Genomic DNA, 23,462 nt, shown 5'->3' with positions numbered 1-23,462 from the left:
TTATGACTGAAAAGGTACGAGTTGGTCTTTTTTTTGGCGGAAATTCTTCTGAACACGATGTCAGCAAGAGATCGGCAAAAAATTATTACGATGCGCTGGATCCTGAAAAATATCAGGTGTTTCCTGTCCTGATTTCTAAAAATGGCGACATGGTTGATACCGAAACTTCCAAAAAAGTATTGTTTGGTGAAGATGAGGACCAGCTGCTTAAAGCAAAGCCACAGAAGGATTCGGGTATTTTATCCTCAATCAATGCGATTAAAGATTTAAAACTGGATGTGTTATTTCCCTCGGTACACGGCAATTTAGGTGAAGATGGAACTTTGGCTGGACTTTTTCGATTGCTGAAAATACCATATGTGGGTGCAAATTTAAAGGCACATGCAATCAGCTTTGACAAGGTTATTACAAAAGAACTGATGACGGTTAATCACGTCCGAAACACGGCTTATGTTGTCCTATTTAAGTCAGACAGTGATCATCCAAGCTGGGAAGAATTGGCTGCAAAATTAGGCAAAACTGTTTTTGTCAAAGCTGCTAACCAAGGTTCTTCTGTGGGTATCTCGCGTGTGACCAGTGCTGCGGAGTATCAGCGTGCTTTAGCAGATTCATTCCAATATGATGAAAAGGTAATTGTTGAGGCAGCGGTTAAGAATCCAACTGAGTTGGAAATTGGTTTAATTGGCAATGATAAAGTGGTGGCTAGTCCCATTGGTGCACATTGGGCACCTGGACAGAATGATGGTAATGGCTGGTTTGATTATGATAATAAGTTTATCGATAACTCAAAGATGAAGTATCAGATCCCAGCTCAGATTGGGGATGAAAAGAGCCGAGAATTAACAGATATGGCCATTAAAGCCTATCGGATTTTAGGTATCAAAGGTTTTGCCCGGATTGATTTTTTGATGAGCGAGGATGGGGAAATCTTCCTTGGCGAGCCCAATACTCTGCCCGGTAACACGAACATGAGTCTTTTCCCGATTTTGTTTGAATCAGCTGGTATGGACCGCAAAGCTCAAGCTGAAAAACTGATTCAGCTGGCATTTGAGGAGTTTGACCGTCAAAAACAAATTAGTTATTCGTTTACAGAACTAGGTTCTGAGAAACTCGGCGAATTTGATATTAAGAAGTAACATATTTAACTCTGAAAACGCGACTTGCTGCTGATTCAGAGTTTTTTATTAGGGCATTTATTCGGAGCGGGAATACGACTGTTAAAATGAAATTAATGGCAAAAACACTTTTATTAATCGATGGTAACTCATTAGCCTTTCGGGCCTTCTATGCAATGTACAATCAAATAGACCGTATGGTTGCTCATAGCGGGCTCCATACGAATGCGCTGGTAGCTTTCAACAATTTTTTTGATCAAATTGTCGAAAAAATGGAACCTGATTACGCGCTGGTCGCTTGGGATGCTGGCAAAGGATCCACGACTTTTCGCGGGAAAATTTTTCAGGATTATAAAGGCGACCGTCAGACAACACCGCCGGAATTATCCGAGCAGTTTCCTTATCTTAGAAAAATGGTCGATTTGCATGGTATTCATTCTTATGAATTGCCGGGTTACGAGGCTGATGACATTATCGGGACATATGCCAAATTAGCTGAAAAAGCAGGCCTGAAAACGACAATTATTACCGGTGATCGGGATTTGACACAATTAACAACGGATAATGTTGCAGTTAATGTCACTAAAAAAGGCGTCACGGATTTAGATGTCTACACGCCGAAGTTTTTAGCTGAAAAATGGGGCGGCATCACACCGGCGCAGGTGATTGAAATGAAGGCTCTGACAGGCGATACTTCCGATCATTATCCTGGTGTTACGAAAGTGGGCGAAAAAACTGCCATTAAGCTGATTAATGAATATGGCAGTCTTGACGGTATTTATGCCAACATTGACGGCATGAAGGCTTCCAAACTAAAGGAAAATCTTCTGAACGATAAAGCAGTTGCCTACCGAGCGCACGAACTAGCGACAATTAAGACAGACGTGCCGGTTGAATTCGATTTAACCGATTTGACGAACAAGGAAATTAATTACAAAGAATTGGTCCCTTTTTATGAGGAACTAGATTTCAAGGTACAGTTAGCAAAAATTCATGCCATGCAAAAGGCTGGAATGATTGAAGAAAAACAGCCGCAGAATGACCAGGCCGATAAAATGGTTGAACTCACTGCAGCTAATCTTGATCATTTGGCTTCAATCAAGGACTATTTGACGATTTATTTTGAAACTGATTCGGATAACTATCATGTAGCAAATATTGTTGCCTTTGTGATCGGCAATCAGCGGGAAGGCTATTTCGCTTCTCGAAATCTGGCACTGCTGCAGGAGCCGGTAGTTCAAGATTTGTTCAAAAGCGAACTGCCGAAATATGTTTTTAATGCAAAAGAATTGACGATATTATTAAAACGGCTTGATTTGACTGTTCACAATATCGATTTTGACTTTCTACTGGTCGCTTATCTGTTGGATACGACTGATAATGATAATCAGTTGTCCACTCTGTCCAGCCGTTTTAATTTCTTTCTCGAATCTGATGATGATGTATACGGTACCGGCGCTAAATTCCAGATCCCAGATGATGATGAGACGTTATTCAATCATCTGGCCGAGAAGGCAGCGACAATTAGCAAATTGCATGAACCAGCGATGAAAAAATTAGCTGAAAATCAGCAAGTAGACCTCTACCGGCAAATCGAACTGCCGCTTTCAGATGTACTTGCGAAAATGGAATTTACTGGTATCAAGCTCGACCAATCAGAGCTGGCAGCACTGGGCCGAGAATTCAAACAGCGTATTGCTGAGCTGGAAAAACAGATTTATGAGGAAGCCGGTGAGGAGTTTAATATTAATTCTCCTAAACAACTGGCTGATCTGCTATTTGTGAAAATGGGTGTCCCGCCGATCAAGAAAACGAAGACGGGTTATTCGACGGCTGCAGGCGTTTTGGATGAATTGGCTGAGCACTATCCTTTTGTCCAGCTGATCTTGCAGTACCGGCAATTAGCCAAATTGAATTCGACATATGTCAAAGGACTCTTGGAAGTTGTTAATCCAAAGGACAGCAAAATTCACACACGGTATCTGCAAACGCTGACTCAGACAGGACGTCTTTCTTCGGTCGATCCGAATATGCAGAATATTCCTGATCGTGATGAAGAGGGCAAACGGATTCGCAAGGCTTTTGTGCCAAGCCAGCCTGGTTGGAAAATTTTTGGTGCTGATTATTCCCAGATTGAATTGCGTGTCTTAGCGCATGTGACAGGGGATGCTAATTTAAAAAAAGCTTTTGAGACTGGTGAGGATATTCACGCAGCAACTGCTAGATCGATTTTCGGCCTTGATCCGAAGGCTGAAATTAGTTTTGATCAGCGGCGGATGGCCAAAGCCGTTAACTTTGGAATTGTTTATGGTATTTCGGATTTCGGCCTGGCCCAGCGTTTGGGTATCTCGCGACAGGCCGGAAAAGAAATTATTGAAACCTATTTTCGCGAATTTCCAAGCGTGAAAGTCTGGATTGATGCCATCATCGCACTGGCGCATAAGCAAGGCTTTGTTGAAACAATCGCACATCGTCGTCGTTACCTGCCGGATATTCACAGTAAAAATTTCAATCTGCGTTCATTTGCCGAGAGAACCGCTACAAATACGCCGATTCAGGGTTCGGCGGCTGACATTATTAAAATTGCCATGATCAAGATGCAGGAGGCATTAACATCGAAAAATCTGCAGGCTCGCATGCTGCTGCAGGTTCACGATGAATTGATTTTTGAGGCACCTGACAGCGAGATTGAAATATTAGAGAAACTTGTACCTGCTGTGATGGACTCAGCCGTCAAACTGAATGTTCCTTTACGGGTTGAGGCACATTATGGAGCGAATTGGTATGACGAAAAATGAATTGGATCAGCGTGCCGACAAATTAGGCGAACACTGGGACCTGTTAAACAAACGTCGAGAAATCATTGGCCAAAAAAGGCGTGGCCAAGCGTTTTCTGCAGGTGAATGGCATTTAGTCGTCAACGCTACAATTTTTAATTTTGAACACGAAGTCCTTTTGCAGCAGCGCTCGTTTAATAAAATCGGGCGTCCCGGAGAATGGGATTTGGAAACTGGCGGCTCAGCTTTGGCTGGTGAAACGTCATTGACTGCGATCCGGCGCGAGGTTAAAGAAGAAATTAATTTGAACTATGCATTTAAAACAGAAAATTTTGTGGAAAGTTTTCGTCATTGGCCGGTTTTTGATGACTGGTATGCCATTAAAGTTGACCTGCCTCTATCGGCTTTTCAAATTCAAAAATCTGAAATCGAACAGATTCGATTCGTCCCAATTACTGAGCTGACACAGTTTATCGCTGCTGACAATCTGCCCTATATCAAGAAAGCCGAGTCGATAATATTTGGAGGAAACAATGCCTGAACTGCCTGAAGTGGAAACAGTTCGTCGCGGCCTGAGTAAATATTTTGCTAATGAAAAGATTGTTGCTGTACAAGTTCTGTATCGCAAATTATTGCTTGGCGATCCGGAAGAATTTATCCAGCAGGTGACTGGCAGTACCGTTCGGGAAGTAGATCGACGTGGTAAGTTTCTTCTTTTACGGTTAAATAATCGGCAGACGATTGTTTCTCATATGCGTATGGAAGGGCGCTATGCGATTGAGGATGGCAGTGCTCAACCGAGAAAGCATACCGAGGCGATCTTCAAGCTGGCAAACGGCTCACAGATATTTTATGATGATACGAGAAAATTCGGTAAAATGCAGCTGGTGGTCACTGGCCAAGAGACCGAAGAGGTCAGATCTTTAGCTACGATGGGACCGGAACCGACCGAGGCCACTTTGACCTTGGATTACTTATTTGCTCGTTTGCAAAAATCAAAAAAGGCTATCAAAGGCTGGCTTTTGGATCAGAATAACCTTGCTGGTTTAGGTAATATTTATGCTGATGAAGTCCTTTGGATGAGTAAAATCAACCCATTGCGGCCGGCTTGTCGAATCAACCGGGAAGAAGCAGAGCTATTGCGTGAGAATATCATTCAGGAGCTGGCTTTTGCCATTGATCAGGGTGGTTCCACTGTCCACTCCTTTATTGATGCGTCCGGGCATGCCGGACATATGCAGGATAAGCTGCACGCATATGGCCGTGTTGGCCAGCCATGTGAGCGGGATGGGTATGAACTGGTCAAAATAAAAGTTGCACAAAGAGGAACGACATATTGTCCACATTGTCAGAAATGAAAATTAAAAAAATAGGTTTAACCGGCGGCATCGGCAGTGGTAAAACAACTGTCGCAAAAATTTTTGCTGAATTAGGTTATACGATTATTGATGCTGATCAAGTTGCGCATGAGGTTGTGATGCCTGGTCGTTTTGAACTGGAAGAAATTAAGAATGCATTTGGCATTTCTGTCATGAAAGGCGCATCACTGGACAGAAAAAAATTAGGCCAAATAGTCTTTTCTGATCCGCGTGCTTTGAAGCAATTGAATGCCATTCTGCAGCCGTCAATTAAGCAGCTGATACAGATGCGCATGGAATTCTTGGAAAACGAAGGACGCGTTCATACACTGATCGTCGATATTCCTTTGTTGTACGAACGTCATTGGGAAAAGGATCTGGACGCAGTTATTGTTGTTAACGCTGATAAAAAAACGCGCATTGACCGCATCATGCAGCGGGACCATCTTTCCCAACAGGACGCTGTGAATCGTATTGCTTCTCAAATGCCTCTATCGGAAAAGGCCGCTTTAGCAGATTTTGTGATCGAAAACACTGGCGACAAGAATGCCTTGAAAAAATGCGTGCTACAATTTATTTCTGAAAATAGTTTACAAGCATGATCGAGAATACGACACAATTAAAGGCTTATTGGGATTTTAACAGCCGGCCTGTATCGCTAAGCCAACAATCTTTGCAGCGCTTAACTACGCTATATCTGCCCTTAATCGGCAGTGATGCGCTGGCTTTGTACCTGCAGCTGGCCGTTAATGACCAGCAAAAGGGCCAACTAAACGATCTGCTGGATCGCCAGAATATTTCCCTGGCTGATTTCGATAATGCGAAAAAAAAATTGGAGGCTTGCGGACTGCTTGACAGCTATCTTCAAGGGGCTTCGCTCACTTTTGATGTCAAATTGCCGCTATCGGAAGCGGCGTTTTTCAGTGATGATCTGCTGGTCAGTTTCTTTTATAGTCTTGTCGGACAGGAAACTTTTTCTCAATTATTGGAAAAAACAAAACAGGATAATTTATCTCCTCGCGGGTTGAAGAGCAATGCTAATTTTTATGAAGCATTTGGCAGCCTGCATTTGCAAAATGTTCCCGATCAGGATCGATTGAGTCGGGCTAAACAAGTTGACCAGGCACCGCTGCAGGCGGCCGATTTCAATTTTTCTTTAATCGAACAAAACCTAAAGAAATACGGTGTTTCCGAGCAGGAAGTCACCAAAGAACATAATTTTATCCTGGCTCAGCATTTGATTTATGGCTTCAACGAAGAACAATTGTTGGGATTATTAGCCAAATCGCTGCTAATTGATGATAAAACAATCGACCACGGTCTGTTTTTCCAGCAGCTTAATCAGTACAGACAGGCTGGCCAAATACAGCCAATAGGTGTTTTGCCGTCATCATCGCGTCCAGCAGAAGACACAATCCAGCTGTCTGCCGATGAGCAGGCTTTAATTCGAGCGGCCAAGGAACTGCGGCCTTATGATTTTTTGGGACAGCTTAAAGCTGATAAGGGCGGCATCATCACAAGCTCAGAGCAAAAAATTCTGCAGCAGCTTTTGGATCTGGGTCTTGCACCAGAAGTGATCAATATTCTCATTCATCAGGTCCTGATTGGATTAGAATCCAGTAATCTGCCTGGTCCGCTCTCACAAGCCATTGCGGATTCATTTCTGCAGAGCAAGGTTAAAACGGCTCAGGATGCCGTTTTATCAATTAAAAGCCGTCAACAAAAACAGCTGCAAAAACGCAGTTATCATAAAAAAGGGCCCCTGCAGAAGGAAAAAAAGATTAGCTACGGCAACACCCAGAAAACAGATAATCAGTTGGCTTCGGAGGCTTTGGCCAAGTACCAGCAGGAAAAGAAGGATAAATGACTCTCGAAGACCTTTTAAAAAATCCCCAAGTTGCGCAGTTTGTTGCAGCACATCACTTATCGGCTGATCGTGGGTTATTGGAGAATAACAGCAGTGTTCTTTCCGATTTTGTGGATCAATTAGCGCACCCTTTATTTCCTGATTACCGGCCGGAGCTTGTCTTGCTGGATGGCAGAATTGATATTTTTTATCAGAAGACCACTGCGAACCCTCAGGAAAACAGTCTGCGTATCGGCCAATCGGCCAGCTTGTTCAAAGTCTCTTTTTCGGATTTTGAAATTGATGAACAGCGTAATCAGGCTTTGATTGCAGCCATAAATTTTGCAGAAACATACAGTAAGACAAAAAAATTCCACAAGGGCATCTACTTGTGGGGCAATTTTGGTGTGGGGAAAAGTTATTTAATGTCTGCACTGCTCAATGAACTTGCCATGAAAAATATTAAAACAGCTTTTGTAAATTTCTCTGCTTTGATTACACGACTAAACGATTTGCAGATGCTGGAAAAACAGCGGCTGATTCGACGAATTTCACAAGCCGAGGTGTTGGTGATTGACGATATCGGTGCCGGTGATTTAACTACTTGGGTGAGAGATAATGTGTTGGCAACTATTCTTGACAGCCGAATGAATGATTTGAGGCCAACATTTTTCACGTCCAATTTTGATATGAAATCACTTGAAGAACAGTATTTGGCTGTTGCACGCGGCGTCTCTGAGCCAATCAAAGCGGCGCGCATTATCGAAAGAATTAAGTTTTTATCGAATCCGATTGAAATGGGCGGCAAAAGCCGTCGATAACGATTGAGTCAATCAATCAATATAAACTGTAAAAATCACACGTGTTTTATCGTCTGTTTGATATGAGCATTCTGTCGAACGGTGTGTCTGCTGCTGGATTTCCTGTGCCAAAAAACCGGCTTCAAGAAAAAAAGCAGGATCTTCGGTAGCTAAATGCCTGATTTTGACAACCTCACCACTGAGAAGCCAAGTCTCTTTATCTTCTTTTTGAGACGAAATCTCGATGGTGCCCCAACCGGCAGCGTTAAAAAATTCTTGAATACCGTTCAGCGTCTTGGTATAGAATTGGCGAGCCACTTCCTTGCCGGCGTAATATAGAATATCGTTGGCATCGTCGCTTAGGATGTCATTAAGGATGCCGTCCCGGAGCAAAGCCAGTGAGAAGGCCGTTTGATTATTTTCAATTTCTGATAGATTTTTAAACGCGTCTTTTTTCACATCATTCAGTATAGCTTTTTGACGCTTAGCATAAAAGATTTTGAAACATTCTATACTGTAGATATGGATAATCGTGGAATTGGATATATTGACTCAGGCTTAGGCGGATTAACCGTTGTTGCTGAAGCTTTAAAACAAATACCGAACGAATCGGTCTACTTTGTCGGGGATGAAGCACGCCTGCCCTATGGCCCGCGTCCACATGCCGAGATTGTTAAATTCAGTCTGCAAATGGCGGATTTTTTGGTTAAAAAACATGATATTAAAATCTTAGTTGTTGCTTGTAATACTGCTACGGCACAGGCTTTACCGGATTTAAGAGCGCACTTGTCGATTCCGGTCATTGGCGTGATTTATGCCGGCGCTATCAGCGGGATCAACGCAACGAGAAACCTGCATATTGATATTGTTGGGACTCAGTCCACCGTGGATTCAAAAGCTTATTACAATACCCTTAAATCCTTAAATGCCAACCTAATCGTCAGGCAAAAGGCCTTGCCGGATTTTGTTCAAATGGTCGAACATGATTTAGCTGGGACCAAACAGGCTCAGGCGGCTGTATACGCACAGCTTCATGACTGGGTTAGCGAAACGGTAGACGGCCAAAAAGCTGATGCCTTGGTTTTGGGCTGCACCCATTTTCCGATTTTGACCAAAGAAATTAGTGAAGCTTGCGGCCCGGACGTGACGATTGTGGACCCTGCCATTGCCGAAATTGGTCAGACGTTCGAGATTTTAAAAGCTGATGACGCTTTGTACGATTCGACAAAAATCAATTCGCATACTGGGGATACCATTTATACCACAGGCAGCATTGATCGTTTTGCTAAATTTGCCAAACGCTGGCTAGGCGACGATCAGTTAACTGTTAAAGAGCTGAAAATCAGCGATCAGGGCCTTTTTGAATGAATTATTTAATTTTTAGCGACAGCCATGGTGATCGGGGCACTTTCCAATCTATTTTAGATTACGGTCGCAGAGATCCTCAGCTGGCGGCCGTTTTTTATAATGGCGACTCAGAATTTGACGCATCAGATCCCATTTGGCAGGGTATTCACGTTGTCTTAGGAAACATGGATTATGACTCGCGATATCCTGTCGAACAGGTTTACGAAAATCCGCAAGACCACATTCGGATTTATCAGACGCATGGACATTTGCAACGGGTTACGTACGGTTTGTCAACTTTGAATAAGGCAGCTGGTAAAGTTCATGCGGACATTGTTCTTTTTGGACATACGCACATCCCTTTTGCACAGATGCATGATAATAAGCTGTTTATCAATCCGGGTTCAACGAGTTTTCCGAGAGGGCCGCAACGCAAAATAGGCGGTACATTTGCCATATTGAAAGTCAGCCCAACTTTTTTCCAACTCGATTTTTACACGCAGGATTTTCAGAAAATTACCGGCTGGGCTCGTAGATTTGCAAGATAATCGGCCAAAAAACTAGGTATAATAAAAGCAACAAGAGGAGGAAACATGGAACTTGGTCAAATAGCGGCATTGATTGCTGCAATTGCTTTTGCAGTTTTGGTCATCGCGATTGTGGTCGTTTTAATTTCAATTAATCGGACTGTGTTAATTTTAAAAAAGCACATCGAACCAATCGCAAGCGACGTCGACCAGATGACATCGACCACAAAGTCGCTGCTTAAGGATATGACCAGCAAAGTTGCTCGTTTGGATCCAGTTGTGCAGGCAACAGCAGATTTAGGTTCAACCGTTAGCCATTTTACAGACAAGATTAATAAAAAGAAAACCGAAGTCGTCGATAAAAAGACTAAAGTCAAAAAAATGGTAAGCGGACTTGCAGATTCGGCAATCAAATCAGGTGTGCTTTTCACGGTCGGCCAAGCAGCCCTGAATCGTTTCAAAAAAAGTCGTGCAAGGAAAGGATAAAAGATGGCAAAAGGATTAATTGCAGGAATATTGGCAGGAGCAGCCGCCTTTGCAGCTTTTAAGGCACTGCCAAAAGAGAAGCAGGAAGAGTTAACACGCAAAGCTAAAGAGGCCGGCAGCAAATTGAAAGATTTGAGCTACGATGCCGCTTACGCTGGTGCGGATTTGGCCGGTGATCTGACAGAAAAAGCCAAAAGCAAGGTCGGCGAATTAGATGAGCAGTTGAAGAACTCCAAATATGCCGACAGTTATCAAGACCTGAAAGATAAGGCCAGCGACTTCGCTGAAAAGGCTTCTCCGTATCTTGAAAGAGCGAAAGATACAGCGGGTGATTTAATAGACAAAGCTGCGCCTTATACAGAAAAGGCCAGAGAAGCTATGACGCCATATGTTGAAAAAGCCAAGGCAACCGTTGACGACCTGCGTCAGCATTTTTCTAAAGAGGATATCGATCTAGAAGAAGATGATGCTTTGAAGGATGATCTCACAAAAGATACGCCAGCATCCGATGAAAGCGATGACGATACCAAAGACAAATAATGATTTGGCAGCTAGGACTTGATCCTAGTTTTTTTGTAACGAAAACTAAATAAGAATTGTAAGCGTTTGTAATCTCTTTTAATTATCGTTATGATTATTTATACTAGGTAGAAGTGATGTCAGAAAATAAGCAACCAACAATTTACGACGTATCCGAAAGGGCAGGTGTCAGCTTAGCTACGGTTAGTCGTGTCGTTAATAATAACGGCAAAGTTAAAGAAGAAACAAAAAGAAAAGTTCTTAAAGCAATCAAAGAGTTGAATTACCGCCCAAATGCCATGGCAAAGGGATTGGCTAGTTCCAAGACAACAATGGTGGGCATGATGGTACCTGATTTGACGGATTTGTATTTTGCTGAATTGGCACAAGGCATTGATGCTGTGGCCAAAATTTATGATTATTCAGTTTCGTTGTCTGTTTCGGACAATAATCCCACCGCTGGGAAAGAGGCTTTTGAGACTTTGATGTCTCAGCATGTCGACGGAATAGTATATATTGGCAACAAGACTTCCCAAGAGATGTTCGATTTGTTGAAGAGCTCGCCCGTACCGGTTGTTTTTGCTGGGTCGGTTGCACAAGATGGCAAATTGCCATCAGTTAATATCGATTATGTTCAGGCTTTTCAGCAGGCCGGTGATATTTTGAAACAGCATCTGTCAGACACGCAAATTGCGCTTGTCGATAATCCTGGAGAAAGCGGCTTGTCTGCTTTGAGGCAGCAAGGTTTCCTAAAAGCTGTCAGCAAGGGCAAAATATATGAATCAGAGGACGATTACCGTTCGGGCTATAATCTTGCCCATCATTTGTTGGAAGACGGCATAAAGGGCGTTATCGTCGGCGAGGATGAACCTGCGATTGGTATTTTGAATTATATGCTGGACAATCATGTGAAAGTACCGGCTGATTTCCAAATTATCTCATCCAACGATACGAAACTGGTCAAAATGACGCGGCCGGCTATTTCATCGGTCACACAGCCGGAATTTGATATTGGTGCCGTGTCGATGCGTTTGCTGACTAAGCTCATGTCTGGTGACCCTGTCGATGATCCCACGGTCATTCTGCCTCATGAATTTGTTCTTAAAGATACAACTCTTTAAAAAATGCTTGCAAATTTATTTCGATTCCTATAAAATATTTCTTGTTGCTGTTAAGCAATGCCCCTTTAACTCAGCTGGTTAGAGTAGGGGATTTTTAATCCCAAGGTCCCCGGTTCGAATCCGGGAGGGGGCACTAGATGCAAATCTGGTGTCCTTGGGAATAACCGCCGTCATGGCGGTTTTTTTGTGCTTAAATGCCTGTATAGCAACGGTTCAAACTAACGACTGTAACGGACAATCAGCAGACAGAGAGTACACAATTTTGTGGACAACTCGATTAAAATGCACAACAAATGCACAATCACCACAAACCAAAATACTGCGTGTATTGAATTCAGTGCTGATATATGTTTTACTTACTAAAAGTAAGATAAAAAGGAGCTCTAGCAATGGATAAAATCACTTTTGGTTTAGAGACATTCGGTGACTTAGCTTTTGATGATGATGGCCAATTAACAAACTACGCGCAGGCCATTAGACAAGTCGAAAAGGAGGGTGTATTAGCGGATCGGCTAGGTGTTGATACTTTTTCTTTGGGCGAACACCATCGTCCGGATTATGCGATTTCAAGTCCAGAAATGGTTCTGGCCGCGATTGCCAGTCAGACCAAGCACATTAAGCTGTCTTCAGGCGTCACTGTACTGAGTTCTGACGACCCGGTAAGAGTTTTTGAACGTTTTGCCACATTAGATGCCGTCTCCAATGGCCGGGCGGAAATTATTTTGGGCCGTGGTTCTTTTACAGAATCCTTTCCACTTTTTGGCTATGATTTGACCGATTACAATGAGCTGTTTGAAGAAAAGGCAGCTCTATTTAAACAACTTTTGTCAGAAAAAGCTGTAACTTGGCAGGGCAAAATGCGTGCGCCGTTAAAAAATGCTGATGTGTTCCCAAAAACGGAAGGCGGGCATATAAAAACATGGATCGGTGTCGGCGGTTCTCCTGAATCAATCATCCGAGCTGCCAGATACAGTTTTCCGGTGGTTCTCGCTGTTATCGGCGGGGCACCTGAAAGGTTCAAGCCCTATGTTGATCTGTACCATCGTGCTGCGGAAAAATTAGGCACAACGGCCGGCCCTGTTGCTATCCACTCGCACGGATTTATTTCTGATAATAACGAAGAAGCCGTCAATGGGGCCTGGCGCACAATCCGCGCCATGCTGGATCGAGTAGGTAGAGAAAGAGGCTGGGCTGCCATGTCAGAAGAGAAGTTCCAACAAGAAATTTTGAACGGCTCCTTGTATGTTGGAACACCTGAAATCGTAGCCGCAAAAATTGCCCGTGTGATTAAAAATCTGCATTTGCAGCGTTTTGATTTAGTTTATAGTGCCGGACAGCAGACGATTGCCGAGCGTTTGCAAACGATTACTTTATATGCCAACGAAGTGGTCCCGAGGGTGAAATCTCTGTTAAAAGATGAAAAGGAAGTCTATTAATGACGGATAAATTAGGCATTTTAGGTTTTGGCAAATTGGGTACAGTCCTGGGCCAATTAGCTGTGAATGCTGGCTATGATGTCTACATTGCTGGACCCGGCGCGACAGATAAAATTGCGCTGACTGCCGATATATTGCTGCCCCAGGCGCATTTAATGCTGGCAAAAGAGGTGCTTACACAAGTCGATATCGTGATTCTCGCATTTCCTCTGGGCAAGTATAGAGAACTGGACCCCTTGCTGTTCAAAAATAAAATTGTGATCGACGCCATGAATTATTGGTGGGAAACTGACGGCCGACATCCCGAATTCCAAGATCCAGCCGTGTCGACGAGCGAAATGGTGCAGGCTCATTTAAGCCAAAGCCATGTCGTAAAAGCTTTTAATCATATGGGTTATCATGATTTGCTTGATTATGCTGACCAGTCGGATCCGAAAAAAGCTATCGCAGTGGCCGCTGATGATGTACCAAGCCGGACAATTACTGCAGGGATTGTAAAACAGTTTGGTTTTCAGCCAGTGATATTGGATTCGCTTGCCCAAGGTATCAAATTAGAACCCGGAACAAACGTGTTTGGCGCTGATTTTAATCGGGCAGAATTGCTAAACGCCATTAATCACTATTTTGAAACGGATTTTGGCAATGAAATTTTTCAGAGCATAAAAAAACATCTTTGATAGGGTGCCGCCAATTCATTTCGTAAGAGTATAGATTGGAATATTTGTCTATTTTCTGAATTATTAGGCTAAAAGTGGTAAAAAAATCTTAAATTTAGATTAAAAAAGAATAAAAATAACAAAAAAACTGTCTAATCCTCCCACTTTAGAATAACTATTAGTGTACATAGACAGTTACAAAAGTGACTAAGCCGAAAAGGATTCCTGGCGCGTTTGAAATGATGACCGGCCAATCTTTGTAAGTTTTTAACCAGCCGTAGGCAACCCAAAGAGTTGCGTTAATCGTGGCCATAGCCGGTTGAATGGGTGAAACAGGATTCCAAGAGAAATTGGACATAATCTGCGGAATATAGGAAATATACATGAGCGAACAGGCTAAAATCGCAAATTTGCTCATCATTTTGAGATGCTTAATCCGTTTAGGCGTTGTCCGTTTCCTTTCGTTTTCTGCGACATAATTATCAATTTTCATAAAACCTCCATTTTTAAAAGAAAAATACTCGAATTTCAGCATACAAAGTGAAAATTAACTGTTTATAAACATACCGCGTAATGGTCAAATTCAAAGAAAGCAATAAAAAAAGCCATTCAAAATTTGGCTTTTTAGATTAACGGATCGATTTGAGTTGGTTTGGCTTCCGGCACAATTGTCACGATGTTGGTTTCACGAAAATAAACTTCGTAATCCGCTGTATCGGTGCTTTTGAAAATATTCGTGTTATCGGGCAGCTGATCGATTTCCTTTATTTCACGAGATTGGCCATTGATAAAAGTCACAAGTACGTGGTCGTTGTCCTTTAATAGGTCCTTGATGAGATTAAACATATCGCACTCCTCTATATTTGATTAGATAGTCTACTTGGCTTATTTTATCAAAGGCATCCTAAAGGAATATTAAAGGTTGAGGGACAATTAATTTTTGGAAAGCGCTTCCATTTAGAAACAGAAGCTGTTATAATTAAATCAGGGTCAAGGAGATCACAAGCGGTGATTGGATTCACTGTTAAAGATTTCGCGAATGAGCAAAGTTGGATCTCAAAGGACCCGGGAGCAATCTCATCAGCATTTAGCGACGTGATCAATGGAGCGTCATTGCTTTAGAATCAGTTGTTCGTTAAATGTTCACAGTCTTGAAGAGTTGGGTAAAACCATATGATTCGTCACTGCTGGTGGGGTTGTTTTTTATTATGAAAACGTTGTCAAATCTTTGATGTAAAACAGATCCATGCTGTTGTGCAACGAGCCCGATAATGCGGCGGGTAATTTTTTAAAGGCAAGCTTTTCATAGATGTGTATGGCTGCTTTTAAACGATGATGTGTTTCCAAATAGACTGACACATAACCGGCATGCTTTGCAAAAACCAAAGCCTGACGCAGCAGATCGTAACTATAGTGCTGGCCCTTAGCCTGATCGGATAAATAGAGTTTTTGAAGTTCGGCGATATGATGTGTGCTATCGAATTCGGCGATGCCGCAGCCGCCAACTGCATGATCGTGGTCGTCGCTTAATACGAAGTAGGCTCGATTTTGGGCTGCATCATAAAAGCGGCTTAAATGGGCTAATTCCGGGTCAAAGTATGCAGTTCCCGGAATGTCTAGTGCGAAATGTTTTAAGTTATTTTGAATGATTGCTTTTAAAGGCGCATCGTCTTTAGCTTGGATCTCTCTTATTTGCATGGTTCCTCTGTTTCTGATTTTCTAGTTGATAAAAGCTTACCGCATCCAAAAAAGGAACGTAACAAAAAAGCCTGCGAATGCAGGCTTTTTCTGTCAGAAAATTAATTAAATACCATACCGCCATCGACAATGATTGTCTGACCGGTGATGTAATTTGAATCAGGACCTGCCAAAAATGAAGCAACACTAGCAACATCTTCTGGTTCGGAAAGTTTGCCTAAAGCAATTCCCTTGGCGAATTGTGCCATGCCCCATTCGTCGTCTTTACCAGCATTTTGACCAACTTCATGGGCAATATCCATCATCATAGGCGTCTTTACGATACCAGGCGCATAAGCATTAACCGTGATATTGGAAGCTGCAAGTTCTTTGGCAGTCGTCTGAGTGATACCACGAATTGCAAATTTTGTTGAACCGTAAACAGTCAAACTAGGATTCCCCTGAACGCCTGCTTGTGAAGTGGCGTTGATAATTTTGCCCCCGTGGTTAAACTTTTTGAAGGCTGTTACGGCAGCTTGTGTGCCCCAAATAACACCATCAACGTTGATTTTCCATGTCCACTCCATGTCGTCTTCGGTGACTTCCATAATCGGTGTCGTAGGTGCAACACCGGCATTATTCACAATCACATTCAGATCGCCGAATTTGTCGCTGATCTTTTCAACAGCAGTGAAGACTTCATCGCGCTTGGAAACATCGCCTTTGACTGCAAAGGCTGTATCAGCGCCGAATTCAGCGTTGATACTCTCGGCGACTGCGTCGACTTTTTCAACGTGGCGGCCGACCAAACCAACCTTAAAACCATCTTTTGCCAAGCGCTTAGCGATGGCTTCACCGATACCTTGACCGGCACCTGTAACAATTGCAACTTTATCCGACATTTTTCCTTTAGCTCCCTCTAAATCCTTAATGTACAATAAATCACAAGTGCAATTATAGCAAAAAAGACAAAAATTCACAATGTACTAAATGAAGGTTTCGCAAAGCTGTTATTTAATATCTGCCACTGATTTTTCTTGAGACGATTTGATGTCGGAAACAATATCCTGCAGTGAAATTACAGCCATTTTGGCCTGTGCAGCATCTTGTATTTCGTCATAATAGTGATGGACTACCGTCGGAATTTGTTTTCCGATCGGGCAATCCGGCGAGGTATGCTGGTCAATTTTAAGAAGCTCAGGGTGTTCATCCAAAGCCAAATAGATATCCAGCAGCGAAATTTCGTTTGCCGGTTTGGAAAGCATAGGCTGAGTCGCACCTTGTACCGTATTGATCAGCCCAGCTTTGGACAAACGGCTCATGATGCGCCTCACCAAACTAGGGGCAGTCTGGAGGCTTTCTGCAATTTGAGCACTTTTAACTTGAGAGTTGTTGTTAATTGCGATATATGCCAGCACATGAGTGGCATCGCAAAGCTGTGTATTAGCCATAATCCTTTCTTTCACCTTAATAGTTGTCACTTATTATATAACACATTTATTGAGAACAAAGGGAGCTTGGATTTTATTGACAAGTGATATGGGCAAGCATAGAATCTAACATGTTATAAAAAAAGTAACAACTTAATTTAAAAATATGGGAGATTTTATCAACATGATTGATCACAGTTACCTTGAATTATTGAAAAGCCGGCGTTCCATTCGAACTATTGGAAAAAACGTCGATTACAGTAAAGAAGAAATTACAGATTTAGTCGAGCAGGTCATTAAAGAATCGCCAACGGCTTTTAATAACCAAACCGTTCGGTCAATCATTTTATTTGGAAAATCGTCTGATCTTGTCTGGGAAATTATCGCTGAGCGATTGAAGGCGGAAGTGCCTAGTCCAGAGGCATATGATCGGACAAAAGCCAAGATTGACAGTTTTGAGGCTGGATTTGGCACGATTCTTTATTTCTCAGATCGGCCGACGATTGAAAAAGATATGGCACAATTTGCGCTTTATAAAGATAATTTCTGCGACTGGTCCGAACAAGGCCTTGGCGGAGCTGAAATCAATGTCTGGACTGCCTTGGCTAATGTTGGGCTTGGGGCGAATCTACAGCACTATAATCCTTTAATTGATGACCAGATTAAACAAGCTTTTCAAGTACCGGATGGTTGGGTCTTAAGGGCCCAAATGCCTTTTGGATCAATCGAAGGGCCGGCCGATGATAAAGATTACCTGGCAGATGATCTGCGTTTTAAAGTCCGCTACAACTAAAAACCAGACCAATTATTTGTGATTTTTGTCAATTGCGTGATCCTTCAACTAAAATATGTACCATGGAGGCATTAAATTCATGGAAAATTATGTATTAAGTGACGGATTGCGTTTGCCGAAAGTTGGTTTTGGTACCTATCTGTTGAATGGTGCGCAAGGTGTTAATACGATTGTTTCCGGCATTCAGACTGGATACCGTTTGCTGGATTCTGCTTTTAATTACGAAAATGAGGGCGCTTTAGGCCGAGCTGTCAAACGCGCTGGCGTTAATCGTTCCGATTTGATTATTACTTCTAAATTACCGGGCAGGCACTACGGTTTTCAGGATGCAATCAGCACCATTCAGGAATCGCTTTATCGAGCAGGACTGGATTATTACGATCTCTATCTGCTGCATTGGCCCAACCCTAAACGCGGCCAATATGTTGAAGCCTGGCAGGCACTGATTCAAGCACAGAAATTTGGCCTGATCCGTTCTATTGGGGTCTGCAATTTTCTGCCTGAACATTTGGACAAGTTGGAAAAAGAGACAGGTGTTATGCCTGTGATCAACCAAATAGAGCTGCATCCGTACTTCAATCAGCAAGCACAGCGTGATTATGACGCAAAGCACAATATTTTGACTGAAGATTGGAGTCCATTGGGACGTGCCAGCCAAATGCTGAAAAACGATACGCTCATCAAATTAGCAGCTAAATACAATAAAAATGTCGGTCAGCTAATTCTCCGTTGGGAAGTCCAGTTGGGAACCTTGCCGATTCCTAAGGCATCATCACCAACTCGCCAGGCCGGCAACATGGATCTGTTCGACTTTGTGATTTCGGATGGTGATATGGCCATGATTAATAGCCTGACAAAACCCAATGGCCGAAACAATGATCAGGATCCAGCTGAGTATGAAGAATTTTAAACACTTATTAAAAGCGTTGGCAGAAAACTGTCAACGCTTTTTATTGATTGTCTCCGGAAGCCAGAAAGGGTAGCTGCTTTTGGAAAAATGAACTCGATAATTTTCTTGATCGATTGATTTGCCGTCTACTTGTGCCGTTTGCCCGCTGTTGACTTCAATCGTGAAATCGTGTGTGAGCAGAGTATTATCAACAGCCTTCATATGATATTGAAAACCGCCGAAAATGATTGCCAGCATATCGAAAATAATTTGGCCCAGATGATGTCTTTGAAACAATACAAATTTGAGATTACTTTCATGCAGTTTTGCGTCTGGAGCCACTTTAATGCCGCCGCCAAAGTAGGGATGATTAGTGACAATCATCAGATAGGCTTTAGCATAGCTTTTTGTTAAGTCCAGTCCGTGGATTTTGGCTGGGAAACCCTTTGTTTGAAAAATGGTAAATACAGCCGCAATTAAATAGCTAATCGCACCTAGGCCAACATGATTCAGTAGATTTTTGTAGGACGACTGATTGGCTCTTTTTAAAACCGAACCATCAAAACCGATACCAAAACTGTTCATAAAAAAACGCCTAGGCTGGTTTTCCTGAAGCTGATAACTGCCGATATTAATCACTTGAGCATGTGTTGTCTGCAAGAGATCCAAAAGGCCTTGTTTCCAATGACTTGCTGATTTAAGCCCAGCACCACGGGCAAAGTCGTTGCCAGAACCTGCAGGAATATATGCCAGCGGCAAGGGAAAATGGCGTTTAGCCTCAATCAAACCATTCAGAACTTCATGCAATGTGCCGTCCCCGCCAAAAGCCAAGACGACGACATCAGATTCTTTGTCCGGCAGACTGCTGGCTAAATCGTAAGCCAGATCCTCGGGTGCGCCTGGATAAGCAGAAAGCAGGACGGACAGACGAACGTCTTTTTGGATCATGTATTCCTGAATCTGCTGCCAGATTTTATAACCCCGATAATTACCGGCATGCTGATTAACAATGGCATAAAAATGTGCATGCATAATTCTTAATTGTATGCTTTTACATACTGACATTGCTACATCCATATTGAGCGAAGGACTAAAGGACGAAAATCGTGTTTTTTTAGTTAAAAAAAGACCCGTTTTTTTGAAGAAAAAAACATATTTTTGCCGCTTTTTTATAAATTTGTATATTACAAGTGGGTGAGAATTCACCGTTTTTCTCAACTTATTAAAAAAAGTTAAAGTGAAAAATAGTCGTAAGTCCAAATATTACAAAAGTTTATCCCATATTTAAGGCTTATTGCTATATACAACTAAAAACCTCTGTTACAAAATGACAATCTAAATGATATTTTGTAGTAATTTTCAGGCGAGAACATTATTCTTGCAATGAAACAGATAACTGTAAATACTGTTGCCAGATCGATGATCTTAGCAGCAGTTGTCATGTCTGGGCATTTTCAAGCTTCAACAATAACCACTGCACAGGGAGTTTTAAATGGTCAGAGCAAATTCCAAAAACAAATAAATAGCTTATCTTCAGCTCATGTTGTCGAGCAAAATTCGATTAACGATCAATTTGCCATTAGAGCTGAGGCCGATAAAAAAATAGCTGCACAAGAAGCAGCGAAGAAAGCAGCTGAACAGAAAAAAGCTGAAGAGGCTAAACAAGCAGCTGAAGCAAAGGCAGAAGCACAACGTGCTGCTGACCAGAGAGCAGCTGATCAACGTGCCGCCCAAGTTCGACCAACCAGCTATCAGGTCAATTCTGCTGCATCAAGCGGCAGCTATGGCGTTACGGGTAATGCCTCTAAAGAGTGGATTAAATCTATCGAGTCTGGCGGCAACCCTAATGCGGCTAATGGCCAATACCAAGGATTGTTCCAAATGGGTTCACAGGCTGCAGCCAGTTATGGCGGCTATTCAGGTTCGGCAGCAGATCGTTACGTTGCTGCCCGTTACGGATCTTGGGAAGCTGCAGCTGAGCACCATCGTATTTACGGCTGGTATTAAATAATGTGAAATGCTTCGTCAATTGAAGCATTTTTTTTCGTCCTGTTTTAGAATATGACTATGCTAAATGATCAGAAACACTTACTGGTAGTTTCTTTTGACGCTTTGGGAGAACTGGATACAAAGAACCATCTGAATTTGATGCCTAATTTAAAAGCCCTAATTGACAGTGGGACACATGTTGAGAAAGTATTTGGTATCTATCCGACACTGACTTATCCGAGCCATACGACAATTGTGACGGGTGATTATCCCAGCCGGCATGGCATTGTGAATAACACGCTGACACAATTATCCCGCGGGCTTTCGCCTGATTGGTACTGGTGGGCCAAGTATATTAAAAAACCGACACTGTATCAATTGGCTCATGAAAATAATATGACTGTGGCAGCTTTTTTGTGGCCTGTCACAGCTGGCAGCCCAGCAATTAAATATAATATTGCTGAAATCTTTCCTAATCGAATTTGGCAGAACCAATATACGCAGTCTTTTCGAGCTAGTTCACCTTTTTTTACGATCCACATGAATTCGCTGTTTGGCAAAATGCGCAATGGTATTTCACAACCGCAATTGGATGATTTTGTCACGGCATCAGCTGTCTGGACACTAAGGCACAAATTTCCGAATCTTACCCTGATTCATTTGGTAGATTTGGACTCGATGCGTCACCATTATGGCGTTGAATCACCGGAAGCATTGGCAGCCTTATCACGCTTGGATACGCATCTTGGTTTGATGATCGATGCACTCAAAGAAGACGGCCGCTTTGACCAGACAAATATTGTTGTCCTAGGCGACCACTATCAAATTAATGTCAGCCGTATGATCCATTTGAATTATTTGTTCAAACAAAATTCTTGGCTGGATTATGACAGCGATAAAGGTATTATTACAGACTGGCAGGTGCTGGCTAAGACAACAGACGGGTCGACATATATCTATCTGAAAGATTCAAAAAAGGCCGCCGGAATCGCACATTTGATTAAAGATCATGCCGGTGAGGGTGTTGAAAAAGTCTATACACATGATGAATTGGTCAAAATGGGCGCTGATGCCAATGCTGATTTAATGGTTGAAGCCAAAGCGGGCTATTATTTTACAGATGAAGCAGCTGTGGGTAGTTTGATTGAAGAGGTGACTCCCGACATGATGGGCCACACAGATCGTTATCGGGCTGTTCATGGTTTTTTGCCGACGAAAAGAGATTATCAGACAACACTGATTTTATCCGGGCCTGGCATTAAAAAGGGACATACCGTCAAACAAGCGCGTCTGATTGATGAGGCGCCGACATTTGCCCATATACTCGGGCTCAAGTTCAAGGAGGCAATTGATGGCAGAACAATCGATGACGTCTTCAAATAAGCAGGATTCAGCAGTCCAAAACAGACACTTAAATAAAAGTGAATGGTCCTGGATTTTATATGATTGGGCTAATTCCAGTTTTGGGATTATCGTTGTCACGGCCGTCCTGCCGATATTTTTGATGTCGGTCGGCCAAAACAGCGGCTATTCGCAAGCATCTTCAGCGGCCTTTTGGTCATATGCAAATTCCTTCTCAACATTATTGGTTGCTTTTTCGGCACCTTTTCTGGGGGCTTTGGCAGATTTTGCGGGCATGAAACGCAAATTATTCAGCAGTTTTACAATCATTGGTATCGCGGCCACAGCTGCGCTGGTTCTGGCGGGGGATCGGCATTTCTGGCTGCTGCTGGGAATTTTCGTGATTGCTAATATCGGTTATTCAGCCGGCAATATTTTTTATGATTCGTACTTAATTGATGTCACGAGCAATGATCGCATGGATAAGGTGAGCTCGGCTGGCTATGGCTGGGGATATATGGGCGGCCTTGTGCCTTTTTCAGTTTTTTATGGCATGGTAGTCAGCGGGATTTTAAAGGGCAATAGAGCCTATTATGCGGCTTTTTTGATTGCTGCAATCTGGTGGCTGGTCTGGACACTGCCATTTTGGCGGAATGTCAAGCAAAGAAGCAGTCTACCGCTGCCTCAACACGCCTTGCGCTCGGCTATTGCAGAAATTTCAGGAACCATCAAGCATTTCAAAGAAAAAGAGTATCGGCAGCTGGCCATCTTCCTGCTGGCTTATTTTTTCTATATTGATGGTGTCAACACAATTTTTACGGTCGCTTCGCCCTTTGGTTTAGCGGTTGGGATTCAAGCATCGCAGTTATTGATTGTTTTACTGGTCGTCCAGCTTCTGGCATTTCCATTCTCGATTCTATATGGTTATTTAGGCAAAAGGGTGGGGACAAAACGTATGCTGATTGTTGGCGTCTGCGTCTACTTATTGATTGTCTGCTACGCTTTATTTATTAATTCTGCTTTGGAATTTTGGATTTTAGCGGTACTGGTGGGCACTTCTCAAGGCGGTATTCAGGCTTTGAGCCGTTCCTATTTTGGTAAACTGCTGCCCAAAGAACATGCTTCAGAGTTTTTTGGTTTTTTCAATATTTTTGGAAAATTTTCCGCGATTATCGGCCCATTTCTCTTTGGCGTGGCAGCTCAGTTGTCTGGGCATGTGCAAATTGGGGCCTTCAGTATGGTTATTTTATTCCTGCTGGGACTGATTCTTTTAGTTGCCGTCAAAGAAAATTCAGAAAAGGCTTGACCTTCGGCTCGTTTTCCCGTACTATATTTACGTTGCTTCATTGCGACAC

The 23,462-nt window shown here is 42.7% G+C and carries 26 protein-coding genes and 1 tRNA gene; 20 read left to right on the top strand and 7 right to left on the bottom strand.

All coding sequences use genetic code 11. The annotated features are described in order from the left end of the window. The first annotated feature begins 2 nt into the window (after positions 1-2). From OKIT_RS08615 to zapE, 7 genes are all read left to right on the top strand, one after another. A complete protein-coding gene (locus OKIT_RS08615; protein WP_007747065.1) occupies positions 3-1,136 on the top strand; it encodes a D-alanine--D-alanine ligase family protein in 1,134 nt (377 codons plus the stop codon). Positions 1,137-1,231: 95 nt separating this feature from the next. Next, positions 1,232-3,913, top strand: a complete 2,682-nt coding sequence (polA, locus tag OKIT_RS08610) for a DNA polymerase I (RefSeq protein WP_028291673.1) — start codon at positions 1,232-1,234, stop codon at positions 3,911-3,913. Beyond that, positions 3,900-4,433, top strand: a complete 534-nt coding sequence (locus OKIT_RS08605; RefSeq protein WP_007747062.1) for an NUDIX hydrolase — start codon at positions 3,900-3,902, stop codon at positions 4,431-4,433. Before polA ends, OKIT_RS08605 begins: the two co-directional genes overlap by 14 nt. Next, positions 4,426-5,250 carry a bifunctional DNA-formamidopyrimidine glycosylase/DNA-(apurinic or apyrimidinic site) lyase gene (gene mutM / locus OKIT_RS08600; protein ID WP_007747057.1) on the top strand — a complete coding sequence of 275 codons (825 nt, stop codon included), beginning with the start codon at positions 4,426-4,428 and terminating at the stop codon, positions 5,248-5,250. The genes OKIT_RS08605 and mutM overlap by 8 nt, the downstream gene beginning before the upstream one ends. Further along, positions 5,247-5,852: a dephospho-CoA kinase gene (gene coaE, locus OKIT_RS08595; protein ID WP_036593532.1), complete on the top strand. Its 606-nt coding sequence runs from the start codon at positions 5,247-5,249 to the stop codon at positions 5,850-5,852. The genes mutM and coaE overlap by 4 nt, the downstream gene beginning before the upstream one ends. Then, positions 5,849-7,117, top strand: coding sequence for a DnaD domain protein (locus tag OKIT_RS08590; protein ID WP_007747032.1), 1,269 nt, complete (start codon positions 5,849-5,851; stop codon positions 7,115-7,117). The genes coaE and OKIT_RS08590 overlap by 4 nt, the downstream gene beginning before the upstream one ends. Further along, positions 7,114-7,917 (top strand): AFG1/ZapE family ATPase, encoded by an 804-nt coding sequence (gene zapE, locus OKIT_RS08585; RefSeq protein ID WP_007747028.1) that lies wholly within the window; start codon positions 7,114-7,116, stop codon positions 7,915-7,917. Before OKIT_RS08590 ends, zapE begins: the two co-directional genes overlap by 4 nt. 12 nt (positions 7,918-7,929) lie before the next feature. Here the strand turns inward: zapE and OKIT_RS08580 are convergent, their stop codons facing one another. Next, entirely contained in the window at positions 7,930-8,355 is a 426-nt protein-coding gene (locus OKIT_RS08580) for a YslB family protein (RefSeq protein ID WP_007747023.1), read from the bottom strand. A gap of 63 nt (positions 8,356-8,418) precedes the next feature. Between OKIT_RS08580 and murI the strand changes: the two genes are divergently transcribed. The 8 genes from murI (at position 8,419) to OKIT_RS08540 (ending at position 14,009) form a co-directional block, all read left to right on the top strand. Continuing rightward, on the top strand, positions 8,419-9,264 hold the full coding sequence (murI, locus tag OKIT_RS08575; protein ID WP_007747021.1) for a glutamate racemase: 846 nt from the start codon (positions 8,419-8,421) through the stop codon (positions 9,262-9,264). Further along, on the top strand, positions 9,261-9,791 hold the full coding sequence (locus OKIT_RS08570; protein WP_007747011.1) for a YfcE family phosphodiesterase: 531 nt from the start codon (positions 9,261-9,263) through the stop codon (positions 9,789-9,791). The genes murI and OKIT_RS08570 overlap by 4 nt, the downstream gene beginning before the upstream one ends. A gap of 45 nt (positions 9,792-9,836) precedes the next feature. Further along, a complete protein-coding gene (locus tag OKIT_RS08565; protein WP_007747009.1) occupies positions 9,837-10,256 on the top strand; it encodes a DUF948 domain-containing protein in 420 nt (139 codons plus the stop codon). Positions 10,257-10,259: 3 nt separating this feature from the next. Continuing rightward, entirely contained in the window at positions 10,260-10,796 is a 537-nt protein-coding gene (locus OKIT_RS08560) for a hypothetical protein (RefSeq protein WP_007747004.1), read from the top strand. Between the two features lie 116 nt (positions 10,797-10,912). After that, positions 10,913-11,896: a LacI family DNA-binding transcriptional regulator gene (locus tag OKIT_RS08555; RefSeq protein ID WP_007747002.1), complete on the top strand. Its 984-nt coding sequence runs from the start codon at positions 10,913-10,915 to the stop codon at positions 11,894-11,896. Positions 11,897-11,955: 59 nt separating this feature from the next. Next, positions 11,956-12,029 (top strand) — tRNA-Lys (locus tag OKIT_RS08550). Between the two features lie 256 nt (positions 12,030-12,285). After that, positions 12,286-13,332, top strand: coding sequence for an Atu2307/SP_0267 family LLM class monooxygenase (locus OKIT_RS08545; RefSeq protein ID WP_007746998.1), 1,047 nt, complete (start codon positions 12,286-12,288; stop codon positions 13,330-13,332). Next, entirely contained in the window at positions 13,332-14,009 is a 678-nt protein-coding gene (locus tag OKIT_RS08540) for an NADPH-dependent F420 reductase (protein ID WP_007746995.1), read from the top strand. Before OKIT_RS08545 ends, OKIT_RS08540 begins: the two co-directional genes overlap by 1 nt. A gap of 157 nt (positions 14,010-14,166) precedes the next feature. Here the strand turns inward: OKIT_RS08540 and OKIT_RS08535 are convergent, their stop codons facing one another. The 5 genes from OKIT_RS08535 to OKIT_RS08515 form a co-directional block, all read right to left on the bottom strand. Then, the gene (locus OKIT_RS08535; protein ID WP_007746991.1) at positions 14,167-14,481 is read right to left on the bottom strand and encodes a PQ-loop repeat-containing protein; all 315 of its coding nucleotides are present in this window, start codon (positions 14,479-14,481) and stop codon (positions 14,167-14,169) included. A 131-nt stretch (positions 14,482-14,612) separates the two neighbouring features. Beyond that, positions 14,613-14,834, bottom strand: a complete 222-nt coding sequence (locus OKIT_RS08530; protein WP_007746989.1) for a hypothetical protein — start codon at positions 14,832-14,834, stop codon at positions 14,613-14,615. Between the two features lie 360 nt (positions 14,835-15,194). After that, a complete protein-coding gene (locus OKIT_RS08525) occupies positions 15,195-15,686 on the bottom strand; it encodes a GNAT family N-acetyltransferase (RefSeq protein WP_007746987.1) in 492 nt (163 codons plus the stop codon). A gap of 101 nt (positions 15,687-15,787) precedes the next feature. After that, complete coding sequence (locus OKIT_RS08520) at positions 15,788-16,567, bottom strand: (S)-acetoin forming diacetyl reductase (protein WP_007746985.1); 780 nt, start codon at positions 16,565-16,567, stop codon at positions 15,788-15,790. Between the two features lie 108 nt (positions 16,568-16,675). Further along, the gene (locus OKIT_RS08515; RefSeq protein ID WP_007746984.1) at positions 16,676-17,116 is read right to left on the bottom strand and encodes an Rrf2 family transcriptional regulator; all 441 of its coding nucleotides are present in this window, start codon (positions 17,114-17,116) and stop codon (positions 16,676-16,678) included. 163 nt (positions 17,117-17,279) lie between these two features. On the opposite strand from OKIT_RS08515, the gene OKIT_RS08510 reads away from it, so the two are divergent. Together OKIT_RS08510 and OKIT_RS08505 are read left to right on the top strand one after the other, a co-directional pair. After that, on the top strand, positions 17,280-17,888 hold the full coding sequence (locus OKIT_RS08510) for a nitroreductase family protein (protein WP_007746981.1): 609 nt from the start codon (positions 17,280-17,282) through the stop codon (positions 17,886-17,888). Positions 17,889-17,967: 79 nt separating this feature from the next. Beyond that, entirely contained in the window at positions 17,968-18,798 is an 831-nt protein-coding gene (locus tag OKIT_RS08505; RefSeq protein ID WP_007746978.1) for an aldo/keto reductase, read from the top strand. A 30-nt stretch (positions 18,799-18,828) separates the two neighbouring features. Here the strand turns inward: OKIT_RS08505 and OKIT_RS08500 are convergent, their stop codons facing one another. Further along, positions 18,829-19,842, bottom strand: coding sequence for a diacylglycerol/lipid kinase family protein (locus OKIT_RS08500; protein WP_241778132.1), 1,014 nt, complete (start codon positions 19,840-19,842; stop codon positions 18,829-18,831). Between the two features lie 318 nt (positions 19,843-20,160). On the opposite strand from OKIT_RS08500, the gene OKIT_RS08495 reads away from it, so the two are divergent. From OKIT_RS08495 to OKIT_RS08485, 3 genes are read left to right on the top strand one after another with little or no spacing between them, the layout of a single operon-like run. Beyond that, positions 20,161-20,784, top strand: a complete 624-nt coding sequence (locus tag OKIT_RS08495; RefSeq protein WP_050804075.1) for an aggregation-promoting factor C-terminal-like domain-containing protein — start codon at positions 20,161-20,163, stop codon at positions 20,782-20,784. 60 nt (positions 20,785-20,844) lie between these two features. Then, complete coding sequence (locus OKIT_RS08490) at positions 20,845-22,149, top strand: alkaline phosphatase family protein (protein WP_007746966.1); 1,305 nt, start codon at positions 20,845-20,847, stop codon at positions 22,147-22,149. Next, entirely contained in the window at positions 22,118-23,413 is a 1,296-nt protein-coding gene (locus OKIT_RS08485; protein WP_007746962.1) for an MFS transporter, read from the top strand. The genes OKIT_RS08490 and OKIT_RS08485 overlap by 32 nt, the downstream gene beginning before the upstream one ends. The last annotated feature ends 49 nt before the right edge of the window (positions 23,414-23,462 follow it).

It is taken from the genome of Oenococcus kitaharae DSM 17330 (genome assembly GCF_000241055.1).
Lineage (GTDB): Bacteria > Bacillota > Bacilli > Lactobacillales > Lactobacillaceae > Oenococcus > Oenococcus kitaharae.
Note: the sequence above shows the minus strand (reverse complement) of the source record. Positions and strands in the feature narration are given on the sequence as shown.